At 29.6% G+C, this 26,483-nt stretch carries 30 protein-coding genes; 29 read left to right on the top strand and 1 reads right to left on the bottom strand.

Annotated features, from left to right (window positions below; translation table 11 throughout):
* Nucleotides 1-338: 338 nt before the first annotated feature.
* The 21 genes from prmA to glyS all read left to right on the top strand — a co-directional run bounded on the left by prmA (nt 339) and on the right by glyS (nt 17,558).
* Nucleotides 339-1,286, top strand: coding sequence for a 50S ribosomal protein L11 methyltransferase (gene prmA, locus ACTG48_RS13735; protein WP_021385334.1), 948 nt, complete (start codon nt 339-341; stop codon nt 1,284-1,286).
* An 18-nt stretch (nt 1,287-1,304) separates the two neighbouring features.
* Nucleotides 1,305-2,063, top strand: coding sequence for an RsmE family RNA methyltransferase (locus ACTG48_RS13730; protein WP_021385323.1), 759 nt, complete (start codon nt 1,305-1,307; stop codon nt 2,061-2,063).
* Nucleotide 2,064: 1 nt separating this feature from the next.
* Nucleotides 2,065-3,363: a tRNA (N(6)-L-threonylcarbamoyladenosine(37)-C(2))-methylthiotransferase MtaB gene (gene mtaB, locus ACTG48_RS13725; RefSeq protein WP_054271055.1), complete on the top strand. Its 1,299-nt coding sequence runs from the start codon at nt 2,065-2,067 to the stop codon at nt 3,361-3,363.
* A gap of 42 nt (nt 3,364-3,405) precedes the next feature.
* Nucleotides 3,406-3,756 (top strand): histidine triad nucleotide-binding protein, encoded by a 351-nt coding sequence (locus ACTG48_RS13720; protein WP_021385324.1) that lies wholly within the window; start codon nt 3,406-3,408, stop codon nt 3,754-3,756.
* Nucleotides 3,757-3,919: 163 nt separating this feature from the next.
* Entirely contained in the window at nt 3,920-4,099 is a 180-nt protein-coding gene (gene rpsU / locus ACTG48_RS13715) for a 30S ribosomal protein S21 (RefSeq protein WP_003416618.1), read from the top strand.
* Between the two features lie 29 nt (nt 4,100-4,128).
* Entirely contained in the window at nt 4,129-4,572 is a 444-nt protein-coding gene (locus ACTG48_RS13710; protein WP_054271053.1) for a GatB/YqeY domain-containing protein, read from the top strand.
* Nucleotides 4,573-4,682: 110 nt separating this feature from the next.
* Nucleotides 4,683-5,180, top strand: a complete 498-nt coding sequence (locus tag ACTG48_RS13705; RefSeq protein ID WP_021385352.1) for a TspO/MBR family protein — start codon at nt 4,683-4,685, stop codon at nt 5,178-5,180.
* Nucleotides 5,181-5,372: 192 nt separating this feature from the next.
* Nucleotides 5,373-5,936 carry a ribosome hibernation-promoting factor, HPF/YfiA family gene (gene hpf / locus ACTG48_RS13700; RefSeq protein ID WP_021385351.1) on the top strand — a complete coding sequence of 188 codons (564 nt, stop codon included), beginning with the start codon at nt 5,373-5,375 and terminating at the stop codon, nt 5,934-5,936.
* 216 nt (nt 5,937-6,152) lie between these two features.
* Complete coding sequence (locus ACTG48_RS13695) at nt 6,153-6,389, top strand: YabP/YqfC family sporulation protein (protein ID WP_021385288.1); 237 nt, start codon at nt 6,153-6,155, stop codon at nt 6,387-6,389.
* A gap of 12 nt (nt 6,390-6,401) precedes the next feature.
* A complete protein-coding gene (yqfD, locus tag ACTG48_RS13690; RefSeq protein WP_021385305.1) occupies nt 6,402-7,736 on the top strand; it encodes a sporulation protein YqfD in 1,335 nt (444 codons plus the stop codon).
* Between the two features lie 37 nt (nt 7,737-7,773).
* Nucleotides 7,774-8,790 carry a PhoH family protein gene (locus ACTG48_RS13685; RefSeq protein ID WP_021385298.1) on the top strand — a complete coding sequence of 339 codons (1,017 nt, stop codon included), beginning with the start codon at nt 7,774-7,776 and terminating at the stop codon, nt 8,788-8,790.
* 56 nt (nt 8,791-8,846) lie between these two features.
* Nucleotides 8,847-9,308, top strand: a complete 462-nt coding sequence (ybeY, locus tag ACTG48_RS13680) for an rRNA maturation RNase YbeY (protein ID WP_021385287.1) — start codon at nt 8,847-8,849, stop codon at nt 9,306-9,308.
* Between the two features lie 5 nt (nt 9,309-9,313).
* Nucleotides 9,314-10,033 (top strand): diacylglycerol kinase, encoded by a 720-nt coding sequence (locus tag ACTG48_RS13675; protein ID WP_021385290.1) that lies wholly within the window; start codon nt 9,314-9,316, stop codon nt 10,031-10,033.
* Between the two features lie 118 nt (nt 10,034-10,151).
* Entirely contained in the window at nt 10,152-10,553 is a 402-nt protein-coding gene (locus tag ACTG48_RS13670; protein ID WP_021385346.1) for a cytidine deaminase, read from the top strand.
* Between the two features lie 57 nt (nt 10,554-10,610).
* Nucleotides 10,611-11,504 carry a GTPase Era gene (era, locus tag ACTG48_RS13665; protein ID WP_021385319.1) on the top strand — a complete coding sequence of 298 codons (894 nt, stop codon included), beginning with the start codon at nt 10,611-10,613 and terminating at the stop codon, nt 11,502-11,504.
* A gap of 11 nt (nt 11,505-11,515) precedes the next feature.
* Complete coding sequence (gene mgtE / locus ACTG48_RS13660) at nt 11,516-12,895, top strand: magnesium transporter (protein ID WP_021385353.1); 1,380 nt, start codon at nt 11,516-11,518, stop codon at nt 12,893-12,895.
* A 72-nt stretch (nt 12,896-12,967) separates the two neighbouring features.
* A complete protein-coding gene (locus ACTG48_RS13655) occupies nt 12,968-13,123 on the top strand; it encodes a YqzL family protein (protein WP_003416649.1) in 156 nt (51 codons plus the stop codon).
* Nucleotides 13,089-13,862, top strand: coding sequence for a DNA repair protein RecO (recO, locus tag ACTG48_RS13650; RefSeq protein WP_021385310.1), 774 nt, complete (start codon nt 13,089-13,091; stop codon nt 13,860-13,862). The genes ACTG48_RS13655 and recO overlap by 35 nt, the downstream gene beginning before the upstream one ends.
* Nucleotides 13,855-14,454, top strand: coding sequence for a DUF4342 domain-containing protein (locus tag ACTG48_RS13645; protein WP_021385335.1), 600 nt, complete (start codon nt 13,855-13,857; stop codon nt 14,452-14,454). Before recO ends, ACTG48_RS13645 begins: the two co-directional genes overlap by 8 nt.
* A gap of 159 nt (nt 14,455-14,613) precedes the next feature.
* Nucleotides 14,614-15,492, top strand: coding sequence for a glycine--tRNA ligase subunit alpha (gene glyQ, locus ACTG48_RS13640; RefSeq protein ID WP_479917117.1), 879 nt, complete (start codon nt 14,614-14,616; stop codon nt 15,490-15,492).
* Entirely contained in the window at nt 15,492-17,558 is a 2,067-nt protein-coding gene (gene glyS, locus ACTG48_RS13635; protein WP_479917116.1) for a glycine--tRNA ligase subunit beta, read from the top strand. The genes glyQ and glyS overlap by 1 nt, the downstream gene beginning before the upstream one ends.
* A 72-nt stretch (nt 17,559-17,630) precedes the next feature.
* On the opposite strand, the gene ACTG48_RS13630 is transcribed toward glyS, so the two are convergent.
* On the bottom strand, nt 17,631-19,178 hold the full coding sequence (locus tag ACTG48_RS13630; RefSeq protein WP_479917115.1) for a nitrite/sulfite reductase: 1,548 nt from the start codon (nt 19,176-19,178) through the stop codon (nt 17,631-17,633).
* Between the two features lie 283 nt (nt 19,179-19,461).
* Between ACTG48_RS13630 and ACTG48_RS13625 the strand changes: the two genes are divergently transcribed.
* From ACTG48_RS13625 to ACTG48_RS13590, 8 genes are all read left to right on the top strand, one after another.
* The gene (locus ACTG48_RS13625; protein ID WP_021385347.1) at nt 19,462-20,229 is read left to right on the top strand and encodes an IclR family transcriptional regulator; all 768 of its coding nucleotides are present in this window, start codon (nt 19,462-19,464) and stop codon (nt 20,227-20,229) included.
* Between the two features lie 289 nt (nt 20,230-20,518).
* Nucleotides 20,519-20,716, top strand: coding sequence for a 4Fe-4S binding protein (locus tag ACTG48_RS13620; RefSeq protein WP_003416663.1), 198 nt, complete (start codon nt 20,519-20,521; stop codon nt 20,714-20,716).
* Between the two features lie 29 nt (nt 20,717-20,745).
* A complete protein-coding gene (gene vorB / locus ACTG48_RS13615; protein WP_021385349.1) occupies nt 20,746-21,822 on the top strand; it encodes a 3-methyl-2-oxobutanoate dehydrogenase subunit VorB in 1,077 nt (358 codons plus the stop codon).
* 2 nt (nt 21,823-21,824) lie between these two features.
* Nucleotides 21,825-22,544, top strand: coding sequence for a thiamine pyrophosphate-dependent enzyme (locus ACTG48_RS13610; RefSeq protein WP_021385321.1), 720 nt, complete (start codon nt 21,825-21,827; stop codon nt 22,542-22,544).
* Between the two features lie 12 nt (nt 22,545-22,556).
* Nucleotides 22,557-23,096: a 2-oxoacid:acceptor oxidoreductase family protein gene (locus ACTG48_RS13605; RefSeq protein ID WP_021385325.1), complete on the top strand. Its 540-nt coding sequence runs from the start codon at nt 22,557-22,559 to the stop codon at nt 23,094-23,096.
* A gap of 160 nt (nt 23,097-23,256) precedes the next feature.
* Nucleotides 23,257-24,315 (top strand): butyrate kinase, encoded by a 1,059-nt coding sequence (gene buk / locus ACTG48_RS13600; RefSeq protein WP_021385301.1) that lies wholly within the window; start codon nt 23,257-23,259, stop codon nt 24,313-24,315.
* A gap of 17 nt (nt 24,316-24,332) precedes the next feature.
* Nucleotides 24,333-25,226, top strand: a complete 894-nt coding sequence (locus tag ACTG48_RS13595) for a bifunctional enoyl-CoA hydratase/phosphate acetyltransferase (RefSeq protein WP_021385300.1) — start codon at nt 24,333-24,335, stop codon at nt 25,224-25,226.
* A 30-nt stretch (nt 25,227-25,256) separates the two neighbouring features.
* Complete coding sequence (locus ACTG48_RS13590) at nt 25,257-26,465, top strand: aminotransferase-like domain-containing protein (protein WP_479917114.1); 1,209 nt, start codon at nt 25,257-25,259, stop codon at nt 26,463-26,465.
* Nucleotides 26,466-26,483 lie beyond the last annotated feature (18 nt).

Below are 26,483 nucleotides of genomic sequence, written 5' to 3'. Positions count from 1 at the left end.
TAATTATATAATATCAAATTTTTTTATTCTATTAAATGTGTAAAATAGCTAAACTTTTTTGTTTAATAATGTAGTTACTATTATTTTTACATATAATGTAGATTATTATGTAATCTGCAAAAGATATTAAAAAGAGACATCTATTATTATTTTAGTAGAATTTAATAATTTATGCCTTCTAGGCTACTACTTCTAGGCTTAATTTAGTAAAAATTGAAAAGTCTACGTCATTAAGATATTATTAATAAAAATTTATAAAACAAAAAAGCACAATATTTATGATATAATAAAAGTTATGGAAAAACAGGAATATTACTATATAGAAGAGAGGTAAACTTATGAATAATTGGATAGAAGTAACTATAAAAACAACAACAGAAGCAGTTGAGCCTATAACAAACATACTATATGAACAAGGAGCTGGTGGGGCTGTAATAGAAGACCCAAAAGACTTTTTATTTCAAAAGAAAAATGAACTAGATTGGGATTATGTTGAAGAAGAAGTATTTAAAAAGAATGAAGAAGACAACGTACTTATAAAAACTTACGTTTCGGAAGAAAAAAATGTGATGGAATTTGTCGAAATAATAAAGCAAAAAGTTTTAGGATTAAAAGATTTTGGTATAGATATAGGTGAAGGAAGTGTATCATTAGACCAAGTAAATGAAGCTGATTGGGCAAATGCATGGAAGGCATATTACAAACCAACAAAAGTAGGGCAAAGAGTAGTAGTTAAACCTACATGGGAAGATTATACTATGCAAGAAGGGGATTTAATAATAGAGCTTGACCCTGGTATGGCATTTGGTACAGGGACACATGAGACTACTAGTATGTGTATCAGAGAATTAGAAAAATATGTAAATAAAGATTCTAAAGTATTTGATATTGGTTGTGGTAGTGGAATCCTTGCAATAGCAGCAGCTAAATTAGGGGCAAAAGAAGTTATAGCTGTAGATTTAGACGAAGTGGCAGTAAAAGTTGCAAAAGAAAATGTAATTGAAAATAAAGTTGAAGAAAATGTATCTGTAATGCATGGCAATTTAACTGATGTAATAAAAGATAAAGCTGATGTAATAGTTGCAAATATAATAGCCGACATAATAAAGATACTTGCAAAAGATGTACAAAACTTTATGAAAGAAGATGCTATATTCATATCTTCAGGTATAATTCTGGATAAAGTTGAAGAAGTTAAAGAAAGTTTAATTGAAAATGGATTTGAAATAGTTGAAGTTCAAAAACTAGGTGAATGGTCAGCAATAGTTTCTAAGCTTAAAAAATAGAAGGTATGGTGGAGTATAATGGACAGATTTTTTGTTGAAAAAAATAATATAAATCTACAAGATAAAACTTGCACTATAGAAGGTGAAGATGTAAAACATATTTCAAAAGTCTTAAGATGTAAGTTAGGTGAGAAGCTTGAGGTATGTGACAAAGATAATAATGAGTATATTTGTGAGATAACGAATATAGATAAAAGTGTGGTTAATTTAAATATTTTAGAAAAAGTTGATATAAATAGAGAATCAGCACTTAAAATAAGGTTATATCAGGGGCTTCCCAAAGCTCCAAAAATGGAGATGATACTTCAAAAATTAACTGAAGTAGGAGTAGAAGAAATAATATTAGTTCAAACGAAGAGAAGTGTTGCTAAAGTTGATGACAAAAAAGAAGACAAAAAATTTGAACGTTGGGAAAGAATAATTTATGAAGCAGCAAAGCAAAGTAAAAGAGGTAAAATACCAAAACTAAGAGGTGTTTTAAGTTTTAGAGAAGCTTTAGAAGATATGAAGAAAAATAATATAAATATTTGCCCTTATGAAAATGAAAGAACAGTTTCAATAAAGCATGCACTTAAAAAATGTGATTCTAATATAGATAGTATTGGAATTTTTGTAGGTCCTGAAGGTGGATTTTCTGAAGAAGAAATAGAACAAGTACAACAAGATAATTGTAGTGTTGTATCATTAGGACCTAGAATATTGAGAACTGAGACAGCTTCTGTTGTAGCATCAACAATAGCTTTGTATGAGCTAAGTGATTTAGGAGGAGAAAAATAAATTGAAAAAAGTAGCTTTTTATACACTTGGGTGTAAAGTCAATCAATATGAAACTGAGGCTATGCTAGAGCTATTTGAAAAAGATGGTTATGAACAAGTCAATAGTGAAGAATATGCCGACGTTTATGTTATAAACACATGTACAGTTACTCATATGAGTGATAGAAAATCTCGTCAATATATAAGACGAGTTAAAAAGAAAAATCCAGATGCAATAATAGCCGTGGTGGGATGCTATTCTCAGGTATCTCCAGAGGAAATTTTGGATATAGAAGAAGTAAATTTAGTTATGGGTACAAATGACAGAAGAAAGATTGTTGAAGAAATTAAAAAGATAGATGCAAGTAAGAAAGTTAGCACAGTTGATGACATAATGAAAGTTAAAGCATTTGAAGAAATAGAAATCAGTCAAACTAACGGAAAGACTAGAGCATTTATGAAAATACAAGATGGGTGTGATAGATTTTGTACCTACTGTATAATTCCTTATGCACGAGGACGCGTTAGAAGTAGGGATATTGATAGTATAGTCGATGAAGTAAAAAAATTGGCTAATAATGGCTATAAAGAGGTCGTATTAACAGGAATACATGTTGCCTCTTATGGAAAAGATTTAAAAGATAAGGATATTAAACTTCTTGATGTAATAAAACAAATAAATGAAATAGATAAAATAGAGAGAATTAGACTTAGTTCTGTTGAACCAATCTTATTTACAGATGAATTTGTGAATGAAGTTTTAAAGATGGATAAAGTTTGTCCTCATTACCATTTATCACTTCAAAGTGGATGTGATGAAACTTTAAAAAGAATGAATAGAAGATATACAACTTCAGAGTACAAAACTATTGTAGACAGATTGAGAAGTAAAATGCCAAATGTCGCAATAACTACGGATGTGATAGTAGGATTTCCAGGAGAGACAAATGATGAGTTTAAAGAAACATATGAGTTTTTAAAAGAAATAGAGCTTTCACAAATGCATATTTTTAAATACTCACCAAGAAAAGGAACTCCAGCTGCGACTATGGAAAATCAGGTTGACCCTCAAATGAAACATTTTAGAAGTGAACAACTTTTAAATTTAAGCAAAGTAAATTTTAATAAATTTGCAAATAAATTTATTGGAAGTGAGTTAGATGTTTTATTTGAACAAAATATAGAAGGAAATAAATTTGAGGGACTAACGTCAAATTATATAAGAGTTGTTGTTGAAAGTGACAAAAATATACAAGGTCAGATATTAAAAGTGAAAATAAATGATGTAAAAGATGAATATGTAGAAGGAATTTTGATATAACATGTAGAAATTATAATATTTATAAGATAGGAGGTGGAAAAAGTGGATTGTATTTTTTGTAAAATAGCGAACGGAGAAATACCTTCAACTAAAGTTTATGAAGATGATAAAGTCTTAGCGTTTAACGACTTAAACCCAGTTGCTCCATACCATATATTGGTAGTACCTAAAAAACATTACGATAGTGTAATTGATATTCCTGATAAAGAGATGGACATTGTGTCACATATTCATGTTGTTATTAATAAAATAGCTAAGGAGAAAGGTTTTGACCAAACTGGATTCAGAATCATAAATAATTGTGGAAGTGATGGAGGGCAAGAAGTTAAACATTTGCACTATCATATTTTAGCTGGTAAAAAGCTTCCTAATTACGAAGCGGGACAAAACTAAACTAAATTATTGAAAAATTGAGTTCCTTCTTGATAAAAATACTTGATAAAAGTAAAAATTTAGTTTATAATAAACAAAGTGTTAGGTTGTAATGCATATTATGCAAAAAAGAACATAGTTACAGTCCCAGCATAATTGCGCTATTGGAGGGAGGGAAAAAGAAATGTCAGAAGTAAGAGTTAGAGAGAATGAAACATTAGACAGCGCTTTAAGAAGGTTCAAGCGTCAATGTGCAATGTCTGGCATCATGTCAGAAGTGAGAAAAAGAGAGCACTATGATAAGCCAAGCGTTAAGCGTAAGAAAAAAGCTGAAGCAGCAAGAAGAAAAAACGCTAAGAAATAGTAGTAAATAAGAATAAAGAGGTGAAGGGGATGTCCCTTAAGCAAAAGTTACAAGAGGATTTGAAATCTTCTATGAAAAACAAAGATACAGTGAGAAAATCTGTAGTAACTTTAATAAGAGCTTCCATAAAGCAGTATGAGGTTGATAATAGAGTCGAGCTTGATGAAGATGGAATTATCGATGTAATAGCAAAGCAATTAAAGCAACGTAGAGATGCATTAGTTGAATTTGAAAAAGCTGGAAGAGAAGACTTAATAAAAGAAACAGAAGCTGAAATTGAAGTTTTAAAAGAGTACCTACCTCAACAATTAAGCGAAGAAGAGTTAGAAGAAATTGTAAAATCTACTATATCTGAAGTAGGAGCAACATCTATGAAGGATATGGGAAAAATAATGTCAGTTATCCAACCAAAGGTTAAAGGAAGAGCTGACGGAAAACTTATAAATAAGTTGGTAAAACAAAACTTACAATAGATTGATATAGCCTAGAGAGAAATCTCTAGGCTTTTTATATTTTTTGAGAATAACAAGTCATATTTGAGCATATCTATAATCAAAGAAAATTTTGAAAGAAGGGGAAGAATTTGATTATATCAGTAAAGGAAATTAGAAATTTTTTGATAAACATATTTATACCATTAATAATAGGTTATTTAAGTAGTGTTTTAACAATGATTATTAGTGGGACAGATATTTCAACCTACTATTTACAACTTACAAAGCCGAGCTTTGCGCCACCAGCATTTATCTTTCCAATAGTTTGGACTGTATTGTACATATTGATGGGTATATCTTCATACTTAATATTAAGAAAGGGTTATAACTTACCTAAAGTAAGAGATGCAATCTTTTATTATGGGTTACAACTTGCATTAAATTTTGTTTGGTCTATATTATTTTTTGGATTTGGACTTCGATTTACAGCTTTAGTAGACATAATAATAATGATTTTGGTTTCTATAATAATGATTTCAAAGTTTTCTAAAATAGATAAGAGAGCTGGATACATAAATTTGGTTTATTTGATGTGGCTTGTCTACGCTGGATTTTTGAATTATTTTATATGGTTTATTAATAAATAGAATGTAAAGATTCTGTAAATTACCCTGTACTTTTAATAATATCATATCAAATAAAAAATGAATAGACTATTAAAAAGAATCATTTTCATATACAATAATATTAATTTAAATATAATAAATTTATCAAAATTGTATTTAAAGATTAACATATTAAAGTATTAGAATTGGAAAGGCTCGAAGGGAGAGGTTTTTATGCAAATAATAGTATCTGGGAGACAAATGAAATTAACTGACGGAATAAAAGGATACGTAGATGGAAAATTAAGTAGGTTAGAAAAATACCTTGATCCTGAATCAGAAGTGAAAGTAACAGTAAGTGCGAAAAAGGATAGACAAAAAGTTGAGGTCACAATAATTCCTATTAGTGGGCAAATAATAAGAGCAGAAGATGTAGAAGATGATTTATATGCAGCAATTGACATTGTTTGTGACAAATTAAGTAGACAAGTTGTCAAGTATAAAACTAAAGTTAAAGACAAAAGTCAAAATAATAAAAGCATAAGATTTGAAAATATTGACTTTATAGATAACAGCAGTGAATTTAATGATTATGATTATGATGATGAAGAAGATGAAAATATAGTTATAGAAAGAAGAAAGAAATTTAATGTAAAACCTATGAGTTCAGAAGAGGCAATACTTCAAATGGAATTGGTAGGACACAATTTCTATATGTTTAGAAATCAAGATAATTTTGAAATAAACATAGTGTATAAGCGTAAAGCTGGTGGATATGGTTTAATAGAACAAGATTAATAAAAAAATTGTATACATTGTAGACTTTATATAAGAAAAAATAAAAAGGTAATCATGTTGATTTTTTATCAATATGATTACCTTTTTATTGTTTAAATAATATATTAATTATTAGGGTATTTATTGTATAAAAATTTTATAACTAATCTGTTATAACATCAATAAAGTGCATAAATACCTATTTCAAGCATAAAATTAATTAAGGGGGTAATGCTTATGTTAGAAATATCCACTGATTTACAGGTAAATCAACCAGTTGTTACTGTTACAGGTAATACGTTTATTAGTATAGAAAATTATCTATCAATACTTGAGTATGAAGTTGATTTAATAAGAATAAAGACTAAAGTTAAAACGATTAAAATATCTGGGGATAAACTTTCGCTTAAGTATATTACTGATAGTGAGATAGGTATAAAAGGAATTATCTACAATATGGAGTATGTTGATTAGGAGGAGATACACTTGATAAGCTTTATAAGGGGATACTATGTTATAGTTGTGGAAGGAGTAGGACTTGAACAATTTTTAAATCATCTTATAAGAAATGGGATAAGTGTTTACAATGTAACTAGAATAAAAAATACTAAAATTGAGTTTCATATAGATAGACAAGATATAAAAGAATTTAAGAATATTTATAGAGGGAGTAAGTTTGAGATAAAGGTAAAACAAAAAACAGGAGTTCCTTTTATTATTAAAAGAATTTATAAGCACAAAGGTATGTGGATTTGTGCTATTCTCTCTTTATTTTTATTGATGTCGACATCGCAGTTTGTGACAGATGTATATATACAATCTCCTGAAGGTATAAAAAAAGAAGCTCTCAGAAGTGAGCTTTACAAGGTTGGAGTAAGACCAGGAGTTTACAAGAAGAGTATTGATAGAAAAGAAGTCAGAGACCACATGATGTCGAAATTTAATGATGTGGCGTATTTATCTATTAATGTAAAAGGAACAAATATATTTGTTACTGTTACAAAAAAAGCAGAATCCCTAAAATCTACAGACCAATCAAATTATTGTAATGTAATTGCTTTAAAAAATGGTATAATAGAAAAGGTAATCCCTAGAAGTGGTAAATCCGTTATTAAATCTGGAGATATAGTACAAAAGGGAGATGTGCTTCTAAATGGAGCTAATACAAAATCAATACCAGAAGTATGGGCAAGTACTTTTTATGAATCTTCTAAAAAGGCAAGTTACGTAGATACTGTAAATAAAAAGACAGGAGAAAAGAAAAACATATACACAATAAGCTTTTATGATAAAGAATTTACAATTAGGAAAAATATAAAATATAAAAATTATGTTGTTGAAAATAAAGAAAAAAAATTATCTATAGGAGATTATACTTTTCCAATAAAGATAAAGACGAGTACCTTTTATGAAACAAAAAAAGTTGAGGTAAAAAGAAATAAAGAAGAGTTGAAAAAAGAATTATCTGAAAAAGCTTTAAAAGAGTTAGAATACATAATCCCCGCTTCGGCTAGAATAATAGATGTAAAACATAACTTTAAGGTTAATAAAAATATGTTAGAATATTTAATAACAGTTCAAACTAGTGAAAATATTGCTAAAATTTATCCTCTTAGTAAATCAGAAGCAGAAAGATTTATAAAGGAAGAAAGTAAACCAAAAGAAGGAGAAGAGGAAGTTCCTTCTAATCCAGAAAAAAGACCATTAAATGATATAAGAAATGACTTTGATGAGGATACTAAAGATAATAATAAAAATAATTCTAATGAAAATAATAGTAATCAAAATAGTAACAACAGCCAAAATAATAATAATAACTAACAAAATTAAACTTAAAACTTGAGGAGGAACAATTCAATTGATAATACAAAAAAAATTTACAATAGCAGATGGAAGTTTTGAAAGAGAATTATTTGGAAATTTTGATGAAAATGTAAAATTAATAGAGAAAACTTTAAATATAGATGTGATACTTAGAGAAGGTAATATAATTTTAATTGGAGAAGAAAAAAATGTAGATTCTGCATTAAAACTTATGAATGAATTGCATCAAACTGTATCAAATGGTAAACATTTAGATAAACAGAGTATTTCTTATTCATTATCTCTTTTACTTGAAGGTAGTGAACAAAAAATAAAAGAACTTGAGGGAACAATTGTTGTAACACAGAGAGGGAAAGCTGTTCAACCTAAGACATTAGGTCAAAAAGAATATATAAAGCTTATAGAAAATAATGATATAACTTTTGGTGTTGGACCTGCTGGAACAGGAAAGACTTATCTTGCTGTTGCTATGGCAGTAAAAGCTTTTAAAAGAGATGAAGTTAGTAGAATTATACTTACAAGACCAGCTGTGGAAGCTGGGGAAAGTCTAGGATTTTTACCAGGAGATTTAAAGGATAAAGTTGACCCATATTTAAGACCATTATATGATGCACTGTTTGAAATGTTAGGTGCTGATAAATTTAATAAATATTTGGAAAGAGGTACTATTGAGGTTGCACCACTTGCTTTTATGAGAGGTAGAACTCTTGACAATTCTTTTATAATATTAGATGAAGCTCAAAATACTACTTCTGAGCAAATGAAAATGTTTTTAACTAGATTAGGATTTGGTTCTAAAGCTGTAGTTACAGGTGATATAACACAAACAGATTTACCACAAAATAAGAAAAGTGGTCTAATACAAGCTACAGAAATTCTTAAAGGAGTTCCAGGGATTGGGTCTATAATGCTAACAGATAGAGATGTTGTAAGACATGAGTTGGTACAGAGAATAATAAGAGCTTATGAGAAACATGATAAAAGAGAAGAATTTAAAAAAGAAGAACGCAAAAAAATGAAAATACAGGAAAAGACTTTCAAAAGAAAGTAAAAGTGTAGTAATATAGATGTATAGCATTATTAATGAATAAAAAGTAGGTGTAATTAATGGATTTGATATTAGATGATAGACAAGATAAATTAGAAGTAAATGAAGAGTTAATTGAAAAGATAAAGGATATAATCATAGAATGTTTGGATTATGAAGGATATGATGATAATTATGAGGTGAGTCTTTCTTTTGTAGATAATAAAGAGATTCATGAGTTAAATAGAGAATATAGAGGCGTTGATAGAGCGACTGATGTTTTATCATTTCCTCTTTTAAGTGATGATTTTGAGGATGTTGAGTTAGAAGAAGAATCTCTAGGAGATATAGTAGTGTCTCTTGAAAGAGCTTTAGAACAGAGTATAGAGTATAACCATAGTTTTGAAAGAGAAGTATGTTTTTTAATATGTCATAGTATGTTTCATCTTTTAGGTTATGACCATGATACAGATGAAAATACAAAAGAAATGAGAGAAAAAGAAGAACACATATTAAATAAGTTAAACATAACAAGGGAGTAGTTTTTATGAAACCAGGAAAAACTCGTCAAGGTATAATTAAAGCTTTTAATGCAGCTATAGAAGGGATATTGTATACATTTAAATTTGAAAGAAATATGAAAATACACTACTTAGGTTCAGTTGCTGTACTTATAATAAGTTTGTTTTTCAACTTCTCAAAATTAGAGATGATAATGTTATTAATGTCCATATGTTTAGTTGTAGTTGCTGAGATGTTTAATACAGCTATAGAAAAGGCTGTTGATTTGGTAACTGATGAATACCATGTACTTGCTAAGATAGCAAAAGATGTTGCAGCAGGTGGTGTTCTAGTAGCAGCACTAAATTCAGTAGTGGTTGGATATATATTATTTTATGATAAATTGACAGATATATCTGGGATATTAATTTATAAGATAAGAGAATCAGAATTACATATAACCTTGATATGTATATTATTGGTTCTTATAGCTGTTGTGGTTGTAAAAGCATTGACCTCCACAGGAACCCCTCTAAAAGGTGGTATGCCAAGTGGTCATGCTGCATTAGCATTTGCTATAGCAACTGCAATTACACTTATGACTGAAAGAGTTGTTGCGTCTACTCTTGCATATATAATGGCTGTATTAGTTGCCCAAAGTAGGATTGAAGGAAAAATACATACATTTTGGGAAACCATAGCTGGGGCTTTGTTAGGTGTATTAATAGCCATATTAGTGTTTCAGCTTGGAATGTTCTACAATTAAAATGAATGTACATAAAATATTTAAAATAAAACAAATCTGTGCTAATTAAATTTTTATGATATAATGTAGAGTATTAAATAAAAATAACTTTTTATTATTGTATACAGGAGGAAATGTTGTGGATAACATAGAATTGTTAAAGTTGGCAGAAAATGCCAGACAACATTCTTATGCTCCTTACTCTGGTTTTAGAGTGGGTGCGGCTCTTTTAACTAAGAGTGGTAAAGTTTATACTGGGTGTAATATTGAATGTGCATCATTAGGTGGAACAAATTGCGCAGAAAGAACAGCTATTTTTAAAGCAATATCAGAAGGTGACAGAGATATCTGTAAAATAGCTATAGCAAGTGATAATTCAGAAAATAATGAGCAAACATATCCTTGTGGAATATGCAGGCAGGTAATTATAGAGTTTGGTTCTGATATAAAAATAATAACAGGATATACTAAAGGAGAGGTTTTTGAGCACGATATAAAGGATTTGTTGCCAAACTATTTCTCTGGAAATGATTTAAAATAGATTTAAAAAATATAAAATAATTATAACAAGAAGATAAATAAAGTTAGGAGACAGTTAATGTTCAAATCAGGTTTTGTCAGTATAGTAGGGAGACCTAATGTAGGGAAATCTACTTTAATGAATAATGTAGTTGGAGAAAAAATAGCTATAATGAGTGATAAGCCTCAAACTACAAGAAATACAATACAAGCAGTATATACAGATGAAGAAATGCAGATAGTATTTTTGGATACACCAGGTATTCACAAACCAAAAAATAAGTTAGGTGAATTTATGGTGAAGGCAGCAACAGATGCCTTTAAAAATGTAGATTTAATATTATTTGTAGTCGATGATTCTAAAAAAATAGGTCCTGGAGATAGAAAGATAATAGAGGACTTGAGAAGTATTAAAACACCAATAATTCTAGTTGTAAACAAAATAGACCAATTAGAGCAAAAAGACGAGTTATTTGATATAATCAAAATGTATGACAATGAGGGCATTTTTAAAGAAATAGTACCAATATCAGCATTAAAAGGAAAAAACACGGATACTCTAATAAAAGTTATACAAAAGTATTTAGAAGAAGGTCCAAAGTATTTTCCAGATTATATGATTACAGACCAGCCAGAGAGAGTATTAATAGCAGAACTTATAAGAGAAAAAGTTCTTCACTATCTTAATGATGAAATACCTCATGGTGTAGCTGTTGAAATTGAAAAAATGAAAGCAAGAAATGATAAAGAAATAGTAGATGTATCTGCTGTGATATATTGTGAAAGAGATTCTCATAAAGGAATAATAATAGGAAAGAATGGTAGGAAACTAAAAGGAATAGGAAAATCAGCAAGACAAGATATAGAATTACTTTTAGGTTCACAAATAAATCTTCAATTATGGGTTAAGGTTAAAGAAAATTGGAGAAATTTACAAAATTATATAAATAATTTTGGATATAATGATAAATAAAGGTGGGTTATATGGATAGGAAACTGGATGCTTCCCAAGATTTATTATATGAAGTAAAATCATTAATTGCTAATAATAAAGTATTGGAGTTAAGAGAATTAATAGAGGAATATCATATAATTGATATATTCGATATAATGGAAAATTTAGAGGAAGACATGAAAATTCAATTATTTGAAGTTCTTCCTTTAGATATGGCATCTTCTATATTAGAAGAAGGTAGTGTAGAGTTTTTTGTTAGTATTTTATCTAAGCTTGACGTAGAACACTCAAAAAATATACTTGAACTTATGTCTCTTGGAGATATGGCAGATAAATTAAGTGAGCTTGAAGAAAAAGAGAGAGAACATATAATAAATCTTTTGAATCAAGAAAATGCTGAGTATGTAAAAGAGCTATTATTCTACGATGAAGATTCTGCTGGTGGAACAATGACTACTGGATATATATCTATAAATAAAGATATGACAGCTCTTGAAGCAATAGACCATATGAGAGAAGAAGCTGAAGAAGCTGAGACTATTTATTATATATATGTAGTTGATGATGAAGAAAAACTAGTTGGAGTATTATCATTAAGAGAACTAATAATCGCAAGAGATGCAAACATAGTAGAAGATTTAATGAGTGAAAATATAATCTCTGTTTATGTAGATGAAGATAGAGAAGAAGCAGTACGATTAGTATCTAAATACAATTTAATAGCCATTCCAGTAGTAGATAGACAAGAAAAATTAAAAGGAATAATAACAGTAGATGATATAATTGATGTAATGGAAGAAGAAGCAACAGAAGATATGTACAAATTTGCAGGAAGTTCAGAACATGAAAGAGAAGTTGCTGAAAAAGAAAATCCTACATTGAAAGAGCAGACAATATCGGCACTTAGAGGAAGATTACCTTGGTTAATTATTACACTAATAGGAGGATTGTTGGCTTCCTTAATACTTTCTAACTTAGATTATATAATGAATCCTGTATATGCTCCACTAGTGTTTTTTATACCTGTAGTAATAGGTATGGGTGGAAATATCGGAACTCAATCATCATCTGTTACAGTAATAACATTATCCAATAAAGATTTGAATTTTAGTAATGTGGTAAGAGAAGGTATTGTAGGAATTATTACAGGTCTTTTGTGTAGTATAATAACTGGTATTGTAATTTACTTTGTTATGAGAAAATTAGACATTGTACTAATTGTTTCAATATCATTATTTATAAATATGGTTTTGGGCGCAACAATAGGTGCATTTATGCCCGTTCTATTAAAAAAAATGGATGCAGACCCATCTACAGTTTCATCACCAATTATATCTACAGCTCTTGATATAACTGGAATAGCAGTTTACTTTATAATAACAACGGCATTATTGTCAAAAATTGTTTAATAACTTTATGTATGATTTATCCTCTTCTTACTAAAAATATAAGTATAAATGTAAGAAGGGGGTTTTTTAAAAATGAACAATATCAGTTGGGAAGTTTTTAAAAAAACAGGTAGTATAGATGCATATCTATATTTCTGTGATTGCAAAAACATACATGAAGAAATTGAAGAAGTAAGGGAGAAAAAAGAAGACGATGATAATCCTGAACACCCAGGGGATAGTACTTAAAGCTATAAGGTACAAGGAAAGTGACGTAATACTTACATTATTTACTAGAAAGCTTGGAAAAGTATCTGCAATAGCAAAAGGAGCCAAAAAAAATAAGAGCTCTTTACTTTCATCATCACAGTTATTTTCTTATAGCAATTTTACCTTAAAAAAACAAGGTAATATGTACAAGGTTACTCAAAGTGAAATAATAAAAAGTTTTTATAATATATCCTATGATATAGAAGCATTTTCTTATGCTACATATATTACAAAATTAGTTGAGAATTCTATACTTGAAAATCAGACTAATAATAGGCTATTTATATTACTTGCGCAGACACTGTATTTGTATACACAGGAGAATACAGATAATAGGTTTATAACAGCAGCATTCGAGTTGAAGTTTTTGGACTATATAGGATTTAAACCTATAGTAAATAAATGCATTAATTGTGAATGTAAAATTTTACAAAATTCTGTGTTTAATATCTATGAAGGTGGTATACTATGTAGTAAGTGTAGTAAACTTTTTGATAATAATATAAAATTAGACTTAACAACTGTAAGTCTTATGGAATATGTATTAAAGAATGATATTTTAACATGTAGTAAAGCTAAAGTATCAAAATATATAACACATGAGCTTGAGAATATTCTAGACAAGTATTTGAAAGTTTATGTTGATAATATTAATTTTAAATCATTACACGTATTACAAAGTGTAAAAAATAATAAGGGAGTGGATAATGATGAGTAGTAATATAACTATTGAAATGGTTGATTCAGTCTTTGAAAGAGTTCCAGGAGCAACTTATGCAGAAGCAAAAGAAGCATTAGTAGTATGTAATGGAGATGTAATTGAGGCAGTAATATATTTAGAAAATAAAAAAAATACTTGTAATTGTAAAGCAAAATCTGCTAAAGAAACTATGGAAGAAGTGTTTGGTAAGGATGGAGAAAATATAAAACTTCAACTAAAAGAACTTCTTAGAAAAAGTAGTGTAGTAAGAGTGATAGTTGAGAAAGATGGAAAAACTATGATGAACATTCCTTTAACAGTTGGGGTTGTTGGATTAGCTTTTGTTCCATTAGCTACTTTAGTAGGCTTATCAGCTGCTGTTATAAGTAAATATCGTATAAAAGTTCAAAATGAAGAAGATGGAGAAATTGTAGATTTAGGTGAATTGAATGAAGAAAAACTTCATGTTTTGAAGAATATGATAACTAATGCTGCTAAAGATGTTAAGGATGTAGTAGTTGACAAAAAAGAAGATGATAAAGATGTAACTGCTGACCTTATGAAAGAAGAATTTGAAAAGAATAAAGAAGACGAAGACGAAAATAAATAGATATAAAGTGACTTTTAAAAAATGAAGAGAAGATAATTATAAGAATTATCACTAACATTGACAAATTTTATAGAATTTGATATTCTAAAAGTTGTAGAAGAACTATTAAAATAGCCTTTCGTGTAGACGAGAGGCTTTATTGTTATAGGAGGGATTTTTATGAATTTTCAAGAGATGATACTAGCGTTGCAAAAATACTGGTCAAAGCAAGGTTGTATCATGACGCAACCTTATGATATTGAAAAAGGTGCGGGAACTATGAATCCAAATACTTTTTTAAGATCACTAGGACCTGAGCCTTGGCAAGTATGTTATGTAGAACCTTCAAGAAGACCAGCAGATGGAAGATATGGTGAAAACCCAAACAGACTATATCAACATCATCAGTTCCAAGTTATATTAAAGCCATCTCCAGATAATATACAAGAGTTATATTTGGAAAGTTTAAAGGAAATTGGAATTGACCCAAGTGAGCATGATATAAGATTTGTTGAAGATAACTGGGAAGCTGCTACAGTTGGTGCATGGGGACTTGGATGGGAAGTTTGGCTAGATGGTATGGAAATAACTCAATTTACGTATTTCCAACAAGTAGGTAATATTGAATGTGAGCTTGAGACAGGAGAAATTACATATGGATTAGAAAGATTAGCTATGTACATTCAAGAAGTTGATAGTGTTTATGATTTAAAATGGAATGATAAAATAACTTATGGTGAAGTATTTAATAAAGCTGAGTATGAAAACTCAATGTATGCGTTTGAATTATGTGATGCAGATATGTTGTTTAATCTGTTTGATATATATGAAAAAGAAGCATTAAGACTTATGGAAAAAGGACTTGTAATACCTTCATATGATTATGTATTAAAATGCTCTCATGCATTTAATACATTGGATGCAAGAGGCGCAATAGGTGTTAGTCAAAGAGCATCATTTATAGGTAGAGTTAGAAATATGGCAAAGACTGTTGCAGAAACTTTTGTAAAACAAAGAGAAGAAATGGGATTCCCTCTTTTAAAGGACGGTGACAAATAATGAAAAATTATCTTTTATTTGAAATCGGTGTTGAAGAAATGCCATCTAGATTTGTGGGCAGTACACTAGAACAATTAAAAAACAATCTTAACAAATTATTTGATGAAAATAGAATATCTTTTGACAAAATAAGTGCATATGGTACACCAAGAAGACTGACTTTGGTAGTTGAAGGATTGAGTGATAAACAGAGTGATTTAGAAGAAGAAATAAAAGGTCCTGCTAAGAAAATTGCTGTTGATGCGGAAAATAATTTCACAAAGCCAGCTTTAGGATTTATAAAAAGCAAAGGATTAAGTGAGTCTGATATATACTTTAAACAAGTTGGTAAAGATGAATATATATTTGCAACTATAAAACAAGATGGAAAAGAGACTTCAGAAGTATTAAAAGATATATTACCAGAGACTATAAAATCTGTAGTATTCCCAAAAGCTATGCGTTGGGGAGGTAAAAACCTTAAATTTGCAAGACCTATAAGATGGATAGTTACATTGTTGAATGACAAGGTATTAGAGTTTGACTTAGAAGGAATAATATCTTCTAATATAACAAAAGGTCATAGATTCTTAGGAGAAAGTACAATAGAAGTAAATTCTATAGAAGACTATCTTGAAAAATTAGAAAAAAATTATATAGTTTTGGACCAAAATAAGAGAAAAGAAATTATAAGAAAACAATGTATAGAAGTTGCAAATTCTTTAGGTGGAGAAGTTGAATTTGATGAAGATTTACTTGAAGAAGTAACTTACTTAGTTGAGTATCCAACTGCTTTTTATGGAGAATTTGATACAGATTATATAAAATTACCAAAAGAAGTTGTTATAACTCCTATGAAACAACATCAAAGATATTTTCCAGTGCTTAAAGATGGAAAACTGTTACCTAACTTTATAGCTGTTAGAAATGGTGATTCTTACAGAATAGATAATGTTAAAGCTGGAAACGAAAAGGTTTTAGAAGCAAGACTTGCAGATGCTTTATTTTTCTATAGAGAAGATACTAAGAGAAACTTAGAAAGCTACATAGAAAAATTAAAAACTGTTGTATTCCAAGTAAAACTAGGAACTATTTATGATAAAACTTTAAGACTTGAAAAATTAAGTGCTGATATACTTGATAGTTTAGGTTTAGTAGATGAAAAATCAGATGCTATAAGAGCTGCTAAGTTATGTAAGGCAGATTTAGTTACTGGAATGGTAGGAGAATTTGACGAATTACAAGGTTTTATGGGAAAAGAATATGCAAAGGTTGGAGGAGAAAATGATGTTGTAAGTGAAGCTATTTTTGAACATTATCTTCCAAGATTTGCAGGAGATATACTTCCTAAAACTAATGCCGGGGTTGCATTATCAATAGCTGATAAGTTGGATTCAATAGCAGGTTTCTTTGCTATAGGAATACAACCAACAGGTTCTCAAGACCCATATGCTTTAAGAAGACAAGCTTTAGGTATACTTAGTATACTAATGGATAGAAAAGTTGCAGTAGATATAAAAGTGCTTATTGAACATGCTTTAGATAATTATTCTGAATTAGATTTTAACAAAGAAGAGGTTGTTGAACAAATAATGAATTTCTTCAATGAGAGAGTGAAAAATCTGTTTAAAGACTTAGGAATAAGATACGATGTTGTTGATGCTGTTTTAAGTTCTGATATAAATGATGTTTCTGATATGCACATGAGAGCTTTAGAACTTAATAATTGGCTAGAAAAAGATGAATTAGTAGAGATGCTTACTGCTTTTAATAGAGTTTCTACTTTAGCTCAAAAAGCAGAGTGTGATAAAGTTGACGAATCATTATTAAAAGAAGATGCTGAAATCAAACTTTACAATGAGTTTAAACAAGTAAAGGTAAAAGTTGAGGAACTATTGAAAGATAAGAAATATGGTGTTGCTTTGGATGAATTTGCATCTTTAAGACCAGTAGTTGATAACTTATTTGATTCAGTTATGGTTATGGATAATGACGAAGCCATCAAGAATAATAGACTTGGTCTACTTAAACAAATATATGATACTATGCTAGAGATTTGTGATTTATCTAAAATAGTTTATAAATAAGAAAATTTAAATTACTTACAAAAAATGAGATAGCTTATAACTATCTCATTTTTTATAAGTAAACACAAAAACTTATATCTTATAATTATCAGTTATTTTGTTTAAAATATCACTATCTAAATTTATCCATTCATAAAAATTTCCTGATGAAATCTCAGATATTTTATAAAGCATTTCGGGAATATCACTAGCTTTAAAATCTCCTATAGATTTTCCTAATCTAGTTTTGCCTATCTCAAAACTTCCTCCAACAAATAATTCAAATGCATCTGTAGATACTCCATCAACACTCTTCTTTTTACCACATAAACCGATACTACCAACTTGATGAACACCACATGAATTTAAACATCCTGATATATATAATTTAGGAGCTTTATTTAAAACTTCTTCATTATTTTGTAATTTAAAGTAATCTATGATTTCATGTAACATTTTCTGACTGTTTTGTATACCCATTTGACATATTGGAACACCTATACAGGAGATACTTTGTTCTAGTTGAGAATTACAACTAATAGTCTTACTTATTTCCAATATTCGTTTTGCTTCATTTCCATTTAAATTTAAGATGTATAATCCCTCTGTCATTCCCAATCTAATCATAGGGGATTCAATATTATCTAATTCTTGAAGTAAAATGTTTAAATCTTCTGTCGACAAGATACCTCCAACAGGATGTATATATACAGTGTATAAACCATCCTGTTTTTGAGGTATCAATCTAGAATCCTGTATATCTATTTTAATACCAAGCTTTGAGTAATCTATTTGTTCAACATTGAGTTCAAGATTACCTTTTTCTTTTTCTGCTTTATAATATTCTTTAAATTTTTCTAAAAATAACTCCTCACCAAGTGTTTCAACCATATATCTAACCCTAGCTTTATTTTTATTTTCATAATTACCATAAGCCATAAAAAACTTAATCATACCTTCGACACAGTATAGTGCATCTGTAGGTTTTATAAGTTCATCAAGCTCTAAAGCAACCTTAGGTTGTTTACCTAAACCTCCACCTAAGAAAACTCTAAAATATGGTTTACCATTTTTTAAAGTAGCTACAAATCCTAAATCTTGTATGCTACAATGAGCAGTATCTGTATAACAACTAGAATAAGAAACCTTCAATTTTCTAGGCAAATTATATGTAGTAGCATTTTTGATAAAATATTTATCAGTAGCAACTGCATATGGAGTAACATCAAAGGCTTCATCAGGGTCAACTCCCGATAGTGGAGATAATCCGACATTTCTAGGATAATTACCACCTCCACCTCTAGTAAATATGTCGTTTTTTATTCCTTCTTCCATAACATCAACAATAGAGTCTATAGACAAATCATGTAGTTGTATAGCTTGTCTAGTTGTTAAGTGTATTTTATTCAAGTCATGCTTAATAGCTATTTCATAAATTTTATTAAGTTGATATTTGGATAAAACTCCAGCAGATACTCTAAGCCTTATCATAAAAGACTTTTTGTCCCTTTGAGCATAAACTCCATATCCACCAGAGAAGCCTTTGTATTGTATTTTATTTATTTCTTCATCTAAGAACTTTAAAGAATATTCTTTAAAGTTGGGTAGTTCATTTAACAATCTTTCCTTAAAATTATCCATTGTCTCACCTCATTATTAGTCTTGTATAAAACTAAATCTATTGTATAATAGAGATATATATTATTATTATCTAGATGAGATAAAAATATAACAGAACAATATCACTAGGAGAAAAAAATAAGGAAGATATAGTAAATATTTTGTTTTTATTTTATAAAATAAGTATAATATTTTTGTTTTATAAAATATAATTAAGATAAATAGATAATTTTGTAATTTTAATATATAATGTTTAGTAGAGTGTTGAAATAGCACTTAATATTCGCAGGAGGAGTACTTGTATATGGGAGAAATAATAAATGCATTAGATAGAGCCCTAGACATAATTTTGCTGTTATATCATGAAAAGAGAGAAATGGGAATAACTGAAATAAGTAAGGCTATGGGAGTATATAAAAGTACTGTGCATAGAACCTTAGTCACTCTTGAAAACAAAGGTTTTGTTATACAAAACACAGAGAATGGCAAGTATTGGCTAGGAATAAATTTATATGCAATAGGTATGGTTGTGGGAGAAAAAATGTCATTGACTGAAATAGTAAAACCATATACGAAAAAATTAAATCAAGAATTTAACGAAGTAGTTAATGTATCTATATTAGAAGAAAGAGCTCAAGATTCTCCAAGAAGTATCATAATACATAAAGAATATGGTTCAAATCAACTACTCTCAGTAAATCCTTCAGTTGGCTCCAGTAGCGAATGTTATTGTTCAGCAGTTGGAAAATGTCTTATGGCATTTAATGATTCTATAGATTTTGAAAAATATAGAAAGACACCAATACACAAGTATACAGAACATACAATTGATAATTGGGATGATATGATGCTTTTTTTAGCAAAAATAAAAGAACAGGGATATGCCATAGATGATGAAGAATTGGAACATGGACTAACTTGTATTGGAGCACCTATTTTAGATAAAGATAATAAAGCTATTGCGGCAATAAGTTTATCAGGTCCAACTATAAGAATGAGAGAAGGGGACTTTGAGTATAAAATTAAGAGAGTTATGGAAACTGCAAAAAGTATATCCGAGCTTTTTAGATAATTTTTTAACCCGAACAACAAAAAGAGGCTATATTTAAATTGTTATTTATGAATATCAGTTTAAATATGGCCTCTTTTTATTTAATCAAAAATTAAATATTCTTAAAATTTAAAATGTTGTTGAAATATATAAGCGAATGTGTTATCTTTTAATTAAGCAATACAAAAAAATAGAACGATGTTCTAAACTACAGAACAACACCAGAACATATATAATGTCTATACAAAATATAAATATTATATATTTAAAATTAAGGAAAAAAATATTACATAAAGGGGAGATTTGAGAAATGGAAAAAGTCAAGTTGAGTGTTGAAAGATGTAAGGGGTGTTATCTTTGTATTGAAGCTTGTAAAAAAGATGCAATAAGTCTTTCTGATTACACAAATAAAAAAGGCTTTGTAACTATCAAAGTTGATGAAGAAAAATGTATTCAATGTGGCGCTTGTTACACAATGTGTCCTGATTTAGTATTTGAGATATTATAAACTATTTTTATTGGAGGGGAGAAAAAAGTATGCAGAGTTTATTAATTAAAGGAAATGAAGCTTTAGCAGAAGGTGCTATACGTGGTGGCTGTAGATTTTATGCAGGTTATCCAATAACACCACAATCAGAAATATTAGAGATGATGGCATGGAGACAAAAAGAAGTAGGAGGAGTGTTTATCCAAGGGGAATCAGAAATAGCCAGTGTAAATATGGTTATGGGAGCAAGTGCACTTGGAGCAAGAGCTATGACTTCTTCATCTGGACCAGGATTTTCATTAAAACAAGAAGGTATTGCATACTGGGTATCAGCTGGTTTGCCAGCAGTTGTAGCATGTGTACAAAGATATGGTATAGGTGATGGATTTATAGGAGCAGGTCAAGACAACTATTGGCAAGCTGTAAAAGGTGGAGGAAATGGAGATTATCATTTGATTGTATTGGCACCTAATAGTGTTCAAGAAAATATGGATATGGCATATGAGTCTTTTGAATTAGCTGAGAAATATATGCATCCAGTGCTTATACTTTCTGATGCTACAATAGGTCAAATGGTAGAACCTTGTCTAGCTCCACCAATGAAAGAGTACGATAAGGATAAAGCTCCATGGGCAGCGAAAGGAACACCTGTAGGAGAAAAAAATAAAGTTATAACTGATATAACATATTTTGAAGACCAAGATACATGGCAAAAAGGCTATATAGAAAAAATGAGAAAAGTTCAAGAAAATGAGCAAAGATGGGAAGAAATAGAGATAGAAGATGCTGATGTAGTATTTGTAGCATATGGGATTTCATCAAGAATAGCAGAAGGTGCAGTTAGAGATGCTAGAGCAAAAGGAATAAAATTAGGATTAATAAGACCAAAAACATTGTGGCCTTATCCAAGAAAAGCATTTAAAAAATTGAATGATTCATTAAAAGGTCTTGTAACAGTTGAAATGAACATGATGGCACAAATGAAGGAAGATGTAATTATAGCGTGTGATAATAGATTCCCAGTATATTCAGTAGCAACAGCTCAATATATGGCAGAAGTAAATCAATTAATAGATTTTGCTCAAGAGATTATAGATGGAAAAGCTAAGCAAGAGGAGGTATTTTAATTATGGCTAAAAAAGCACCAGCAATAATGATGTGTGAAAATATGTTCTGTGGAGGCTGTGGACATTCTATAGTCGATAGAATCATTGGAGAAGTATTAACAGAAATGGATATATGTCAAGATACAATTATATGCTCAGATATAGGTTGTAATCATATGTTTCAATTTAGTATGAATGTAGATGTTGTCGTTCCACCACATGGTAAAATGGGTGCAGCAATGGCAGCTATGAAAAGAGTTAGACCAGATAAATATATATTTACAATAGCTGGAGATGGTGGAGCTTATGCGATAGGGCTTGGGGAAACTATGTCAGCTGCTACTAGAAATGATAATGTAATATTTCTTGTTATGAACAATAATATGTTTGCAATGACTGGAGGTCAAATGGCTCCAACTACTATAGAAGGTCAATATACAGCTTCTACTCCAAATGGTAGAAATTACGCAGATCATGGTTCAACATTTGATGTTGTAAAAGTTATGGGTAATTTGGATATAGCGTATCTAGCAAGAGGAACAATAACTAACCCTAAAGAAATAAATACAACAAAAAGATACATCAAAAAAGCACTAGAAAAACAAAAAGAAAAGAAAGGTTTTTGCTTAATAGAAGTACTTGTACCATGTCCAACAAACTGGGGATTAAAGCCAGTAGATGCAATGAAGAGAATCGAAAATGAACTTGTTCCAAAGTATCCACTTGGAGAATTTATTGATTAGGGAGGAAATGATATGTTAAATGAAATCATATGTGCTGGTTTTGGAGGACAGGGAGTTCTTACAGCAGGAAAAATTATAATGTATGTTGCATATAAAGCAGATAAGAAAATTACATGGTTCCCATCTTACGGAAATGAGATGAGGGGAGGAAGTGCAAATTGTAATGTTGTTGTAAGCGATGAAAAAATTGCAAATCCTTGTGTAAAAAATCCAGATATATTATTGGGAATGAATAGTGTATCAGTGGATAAATATGAAAGTTTAATGAAAGCAAATGGTTATATGTTTGTCAATGAATCATTAGTAAGTAAGGATAGAAAATATAGAGAAGATATTAACGTTATAAAAGTACCTGTTACTGAAATTGCACAAAATTTAGGTAATGAAAAAGCTGCTAACATTTGTATGCTAGGAGTTATGGTAAAGAATTTAGACTTATTTACAAAGGAAGAATTTGAAAGTGGAATGTGTGAATACTTTGAAAATCAAGGAAAAGGCAAGTTTAATGCCAAAAATATAGAAGCATTTGAAGCTGGGTACGATTATAAGTGAATATTTTAAATATTTAAAATAATTATTGAAATACTTATTTTTATATGTTAGTATTTAATTAATAAAATATAGAACGTCGTTCTGAGTAGCGGTACAAAGATTTTTTAAAACTTAAAATAACAGAACGATGTTCTACATAGTGAAACTAGGGGGTGTTAAATTGAAAATTCTAGTAATAAATCCTGGTGGTACATCTACAAAGATTTCTATTTTTCAAGATGAAAATGAAGTTTTGAAAAAAAATATAACTCATACAAGAGAAGATTTAAAAAAATTTTCTAAAGTATTTGATGAATATGACTATAGAAAAAAATTAATAGTGGATATTTTAAATAGTGAGAATCATAGCATAAATTCCTTTGATGCGGTAGTTGGTCGTGGTGGACTTATGAAAGCTATAAAAGGCGGCACTTATACTGTGAGTGAAGAAATGATTGATGACATGAGAAGTGAGATAAATGGAGAACATGCATCGAACCTAGGTGCATTATTGGCTAAGACTATAGCAGATGAAATAGGAGTACAATCATTTGTAGTAGACCCAGTTTCTGTAGATGAGTTTGATGATGTATCAAGGGTTACAGGAATTTCAGATATAGAAAAAGCTAGTTGGTTACATGCATTAAATCATAAAGCTGTTTCAAGAAAAATTGCACAAAAACTAGGTGGGAAATATGAGGATTATAACTTTATTGTAGCTCATCTAGGTTCAGGAATATCAATTGTAGCACATAAACAAGGAAAGATGATTGATGGAAGTGGTGGAAGGTCTGATGGACCATTTTCTCCAGAAAGAAGTGGTGGATTACTTGCATATCCTCTTGTAGAGTTATGTTACTCTGGAAAATATACTCATGATGAAATGGTAGCAAAAGTAAGTTCAATTGGAGGAATGTACGACTATTTAGGTACAAAAGATATGATAGAAATTGAAAATAGAATTAAAGATGGTGATAAAAAAGCAAAACTTATAATGGATGCATTTATTTATCAAGTAGCAAAAGAAATCTCTATGTATGGAGCTTCACTTTCAGGGAATGTAGATAGAGTTATCTTAACTGGGGGGATATCACATTCGGAAATGGTAATTAGAGGAGTCATAGAAAGAGTTTCATATTTGGCACCAGTAGAGATAGTTGCAGGAGAAATGGAGATGGAAGCACTTGCTCTTGGAGCACTTAGAGTACTTAAGGGAGAAGAAATAGCAAAAACTTATTAATATTTAGGAGAAAGAGTATGTTAAAAGATTTTAATAATTTATTAGAAGAGGCTAAAAAGCTTGAACCTGTTATTGTAAGTGTTGCTGTTGCAGAAGATAAAGAAGTATTAAAGGCTGTGAAATCAGCAACAGATTTAAACATTATAAAGCCTATTCTTGTAGGAGACAAAGAAAAAATAGAAAGTATATCAAAAGAAATTGGATTAAAAGGTCACGAAATAATAGGATGTCAAAATCCTGATGAATCAGTTAAAAAAGCTGTAGAGATAGTTAAAAATAAGGAAGCTAAAGTTCTTATGAAGGGATTAGTAAATACGAGTGTCTATATGAGAGCTATATTAAATAAAGAAACTGGTCTTAGAACAGGGAGATTATTGAGTCTACTTGCAGTATATGAATTACCTCAATACCACAAACTTCTTTATTGTACTGATAGTGGTATAAATGTATCACCAAATTTAAATCAAAAAAAAGATATAATGATAAATGCACTTCTTACTATGAAGAGTATAGGCATGGAAAATCCTAAAACTGCCATACTTACTGCAAATGAAATGGTAGACCCTAAAATACAATCTACTGTAGATGCTAACTTACTTGTAGAAATGGAGAAATCAGGAGAAATACCAAATTGTGTAGCTGAGGGTCCAATAGCATTTGATGTGGCATTTGATGCACATGCAGCAGAACATAAGGGCATTAAAAGTAATATAGCTGGTGATGTTGATTTGTTAGTATTTCCAAATATAGAAGCGGGAAATATATTAGGAAAATCATGGCTTAGATTTAATCAAGCTAAGTGGGCAGGTATAGTTTTAGGAGCAACAAATCCAATAATTTTAGGTTCACGTTCTGATACAGCTGAAATTAAAATAAATTCAATAGCATTAGCATGCTTAGCATCACAATAAGAAATTATTATTTAAGGAGGATAAATTATTATGAAATATGCAAAAAGAATGGATATGGTAAAAGCTTCAGCTATAAGAGCTTCTCAAAAGAAAATAGCTCAGAAGGTAGCAAGTGGTGGTACTGTTATATCTTTTGCTGCAGGACTTCCTGACCCAAATTTATTTCCAATAGAAGAGATAAGTGAAATAACTCAAAAAGTACTTAATGAAAGAGGCAAGTTTGCTTTAGCATATGGACCTACTAAAGGTGAAGATGAGTTATTAGAACTATTAGTAAAAAGAATGAAAGAAGAGGAAAATATTGATACAAAAGCAGAAAATATAATAATAACTACTGGTTCACAACAAGGTATATCTCTTAGTGCTATGATTCTATTAGAAAAAGGAGACATAGTAGTTACAGAAAATCCAAGTTACTTAGGTGCAATAAATGCATTTAGACCTTATGAATGTGATTTTTTAGGAGTAGATACTGATGATGAAGGAATGGTAACGGATGATTTGGATAAATTATTATCTGAAAATTCTAACATAAAGGTAATCTATGTAATACCAACATTTCAAAATCCTACAGGAAAGACATGGTCTCTACAAAGAAGAAAAGATTTTATGGAAGTCGTGAATAAATATGATGTCATAGTTATAGAAGATAATCCTTATGGAGAAATAAGATTTACACCAGAGCCTCTACCTACACTTAAATCTCTTGATACTAAAGATAAAGTATTGTATCTAGGTTCATTTTCAAAAGTATTATGTCCAGGATTTAGAGTTGCTTGGATGTGTGGTAATGTAGATATCATAGATAAAGCAGAACTTTTAAAACAAGGTATAGATTTACAGTCAAATCAATTTTCTCAAGTACAAGTAATAGAATTTTTAAAGAAATATAATTTAAATGAGCATATAGAAAAAATAAGAGCTGAGTACAAAAAAAGATGTTTATTGATGTTAGATGCTATGAAAAAACATTTTCCAGAGGAAGCTAAGTATACAAAGCCAGATGGAGGAATGTTTATATGGGTTGAACTTCCTGAAAATATAAATGTAGATGATTTACTAGACAAAGCTATTGATGCTGGAGTTGCTTATGTTTCTGGAGAATCATTCTTTGCAAATAATGGACCAAAAAACACTATGAGACTTAACTATACAACAATGTCAGAAGAACAAATAGTTAATGGAATTCAAATACTTGCAGAAGTTATAAAAAAAGAACTCAATTATGCTTGTGAATAAATATAAAAAGTGAGGGCT

It is taken from the genome of Clostridioides sp. LIBA-6822 (genome assembly GCF_056688955.1).
The sequence above is the reverse complement of the archived record's forward strand: the minus strand, read 5'-3'. Positions and strand labels throughout refer to the sequence as shown.

Bases quoted from the DNA above. Each gene is read 5' to 3' on its own strand.
- prmA (WP_021385334.1), top strand. From the start codon at position 339: ATGAATAATTGGATAGAAGTAACTATAAAAACAACAACAGAAGCAGTT.
- ACTG48_RS13730 (WP_021385323.1), top strand. From the start codon at position 1,305: ATGGACAGATTTTTTGTTGAAAAAAATAATATAAATCTACAAGATAAA.
- rpsU (WP_003416618.1), top strand. From the start codon at position 3,920: ATGTCAGAAGTAAGAGTTAGAGAGAATGAAACATTAGACAGCGCTTTA.
- ACTG48_RS13710 (WP_054271053.1), top strand. From the start codon at position 4,129: ATGTCCCTTAAGCAAAAGTTACAAGAGGATTTGAAATCTTCTATGAAA.
- hpf (WP_021385351.1), top strand. From the start codon at position 5,373: ATGCAAATAATAGTATCTGGGAGACAAATGAAATTAACTGACGGAATA.
- ACTG48_RS13695 (WP_021385288.1), top strand. From the start codon at position 6,153: ATGTTAGAAATATCCACTGATTTACAGGTAAATCAACCAGTTGTTACT.
- ybeY (WP_021385287.1), top strand. From the start codon at position 8,847: ATGGATTTGATATTAGATGATAGACAAGATAAATTAGAAGTAAATGAA.
- ACTG48_RS13675 (WP_021385290.1), top strand. From the start codon at position 9,314: ATGAAACCAGGAAAAACTCGTCAAGGTATAATTAAAGCTTTTAATGCA.
- era (WP_021385319.1), top strand. From the start codon at position 10,611: ATGTTCAAATCAGGTTTTGTCAGTATAGTAGGGAGACCTAATGTAGGG.
- mgtE (WP_021385353.1), top strand. From the start codon at position 11,516: ATGGATAGGAAACTGGATGCTTCCCAAGATTTATTATATGAAGTAAAA.
- ACTG48_RS13655 (WP_003416649.1), top strand. From the start codon at position 12,968: ATGAACAATATCAGTTGGGAAGTTTTTAAAAAAACAGGTAGTATAGAT.
- recO (WP_021385310.1), top strand. From the start codon at position 13,089: ATGATAATCCTGAACACCCAGGGGATAGTACTTAAAGCTATAAGGTAC.
- ACTG48_RS13645 (WP_021385335.1), top strand. From the start codon at position 13,855: ATGAGTAGTAATATAACTATTGAAATGGTTGATTCAGTCTTTGAAAGA.
- glyQ (WP_479917117.1), top strand. From the start codon at position 14,614: ATGAATTTTCAAGAGATGATACTAGCGTTGCAAAAATACTGGTCAAAG.
- glyS (WP_479917116.1), top strand. From the start codon at position 15,492: ATGAAAAATTATCTTTTATTTGAAATCGGTGTTGAAGAAATGCCATCT.
- ACTG48_RS13630 (WP_479917115.1), bottom strand. From the start codon at position 19,178: ATGGATAATTTTAAGGAAAGATTGTTAAATGAACTACCCAACTTTAAA.
- ACTG48_RS13625 (WP_021385347.1), top strand. From the start codon at position 19,462: ATGGGAGAAATAATAAATGCATTAGATAGAGCCCTAGACATAATTTTG.
- ACTG48_RS13620 (WP_003416663.1), top strand. From the start codon at position 20,519: ATGGAAAAAGTCAAGTTGAGTGTTGAAAGATGTAAGGGGTGTTATCTT.
- vorB (WP_021385349.1), top strand. From the start codon at position 20,746: ATGCAGAGTTTATTAATTAAAGGAAATGAAGCTTTAGCAGAAGGTGCT.
- ACTG48_RS13610 (WP_021385321.1), top strand. From the start codon at position 21,825: ATGGCTAAAAAAGCACCAGCAATAATGATGTGTGAAAATATGTTCTGT.
- ACTG48_RS13605 (WP_021385325.1), top strand. From the start codon at position 22,557: ATGTTAAATGAAATCATATGTGCTGGTTTTGGAGGACAGGGAGTTCTT.
- ACTG48_RS13595 (WP_021385300.1), top strand. From the start codon at position 24,333: ATGTTAAAAGATTTTAATAATTTATTAGAAGAGGCTAAAAAGCTTGAA.
- ACTG48_RS13590 (WP_479917114.1), top strand. From the start codon at position 25,257: ATGAAATATGCAAAAAGAATGGATATGGTAAAAGCTTCAGCTATAAGA.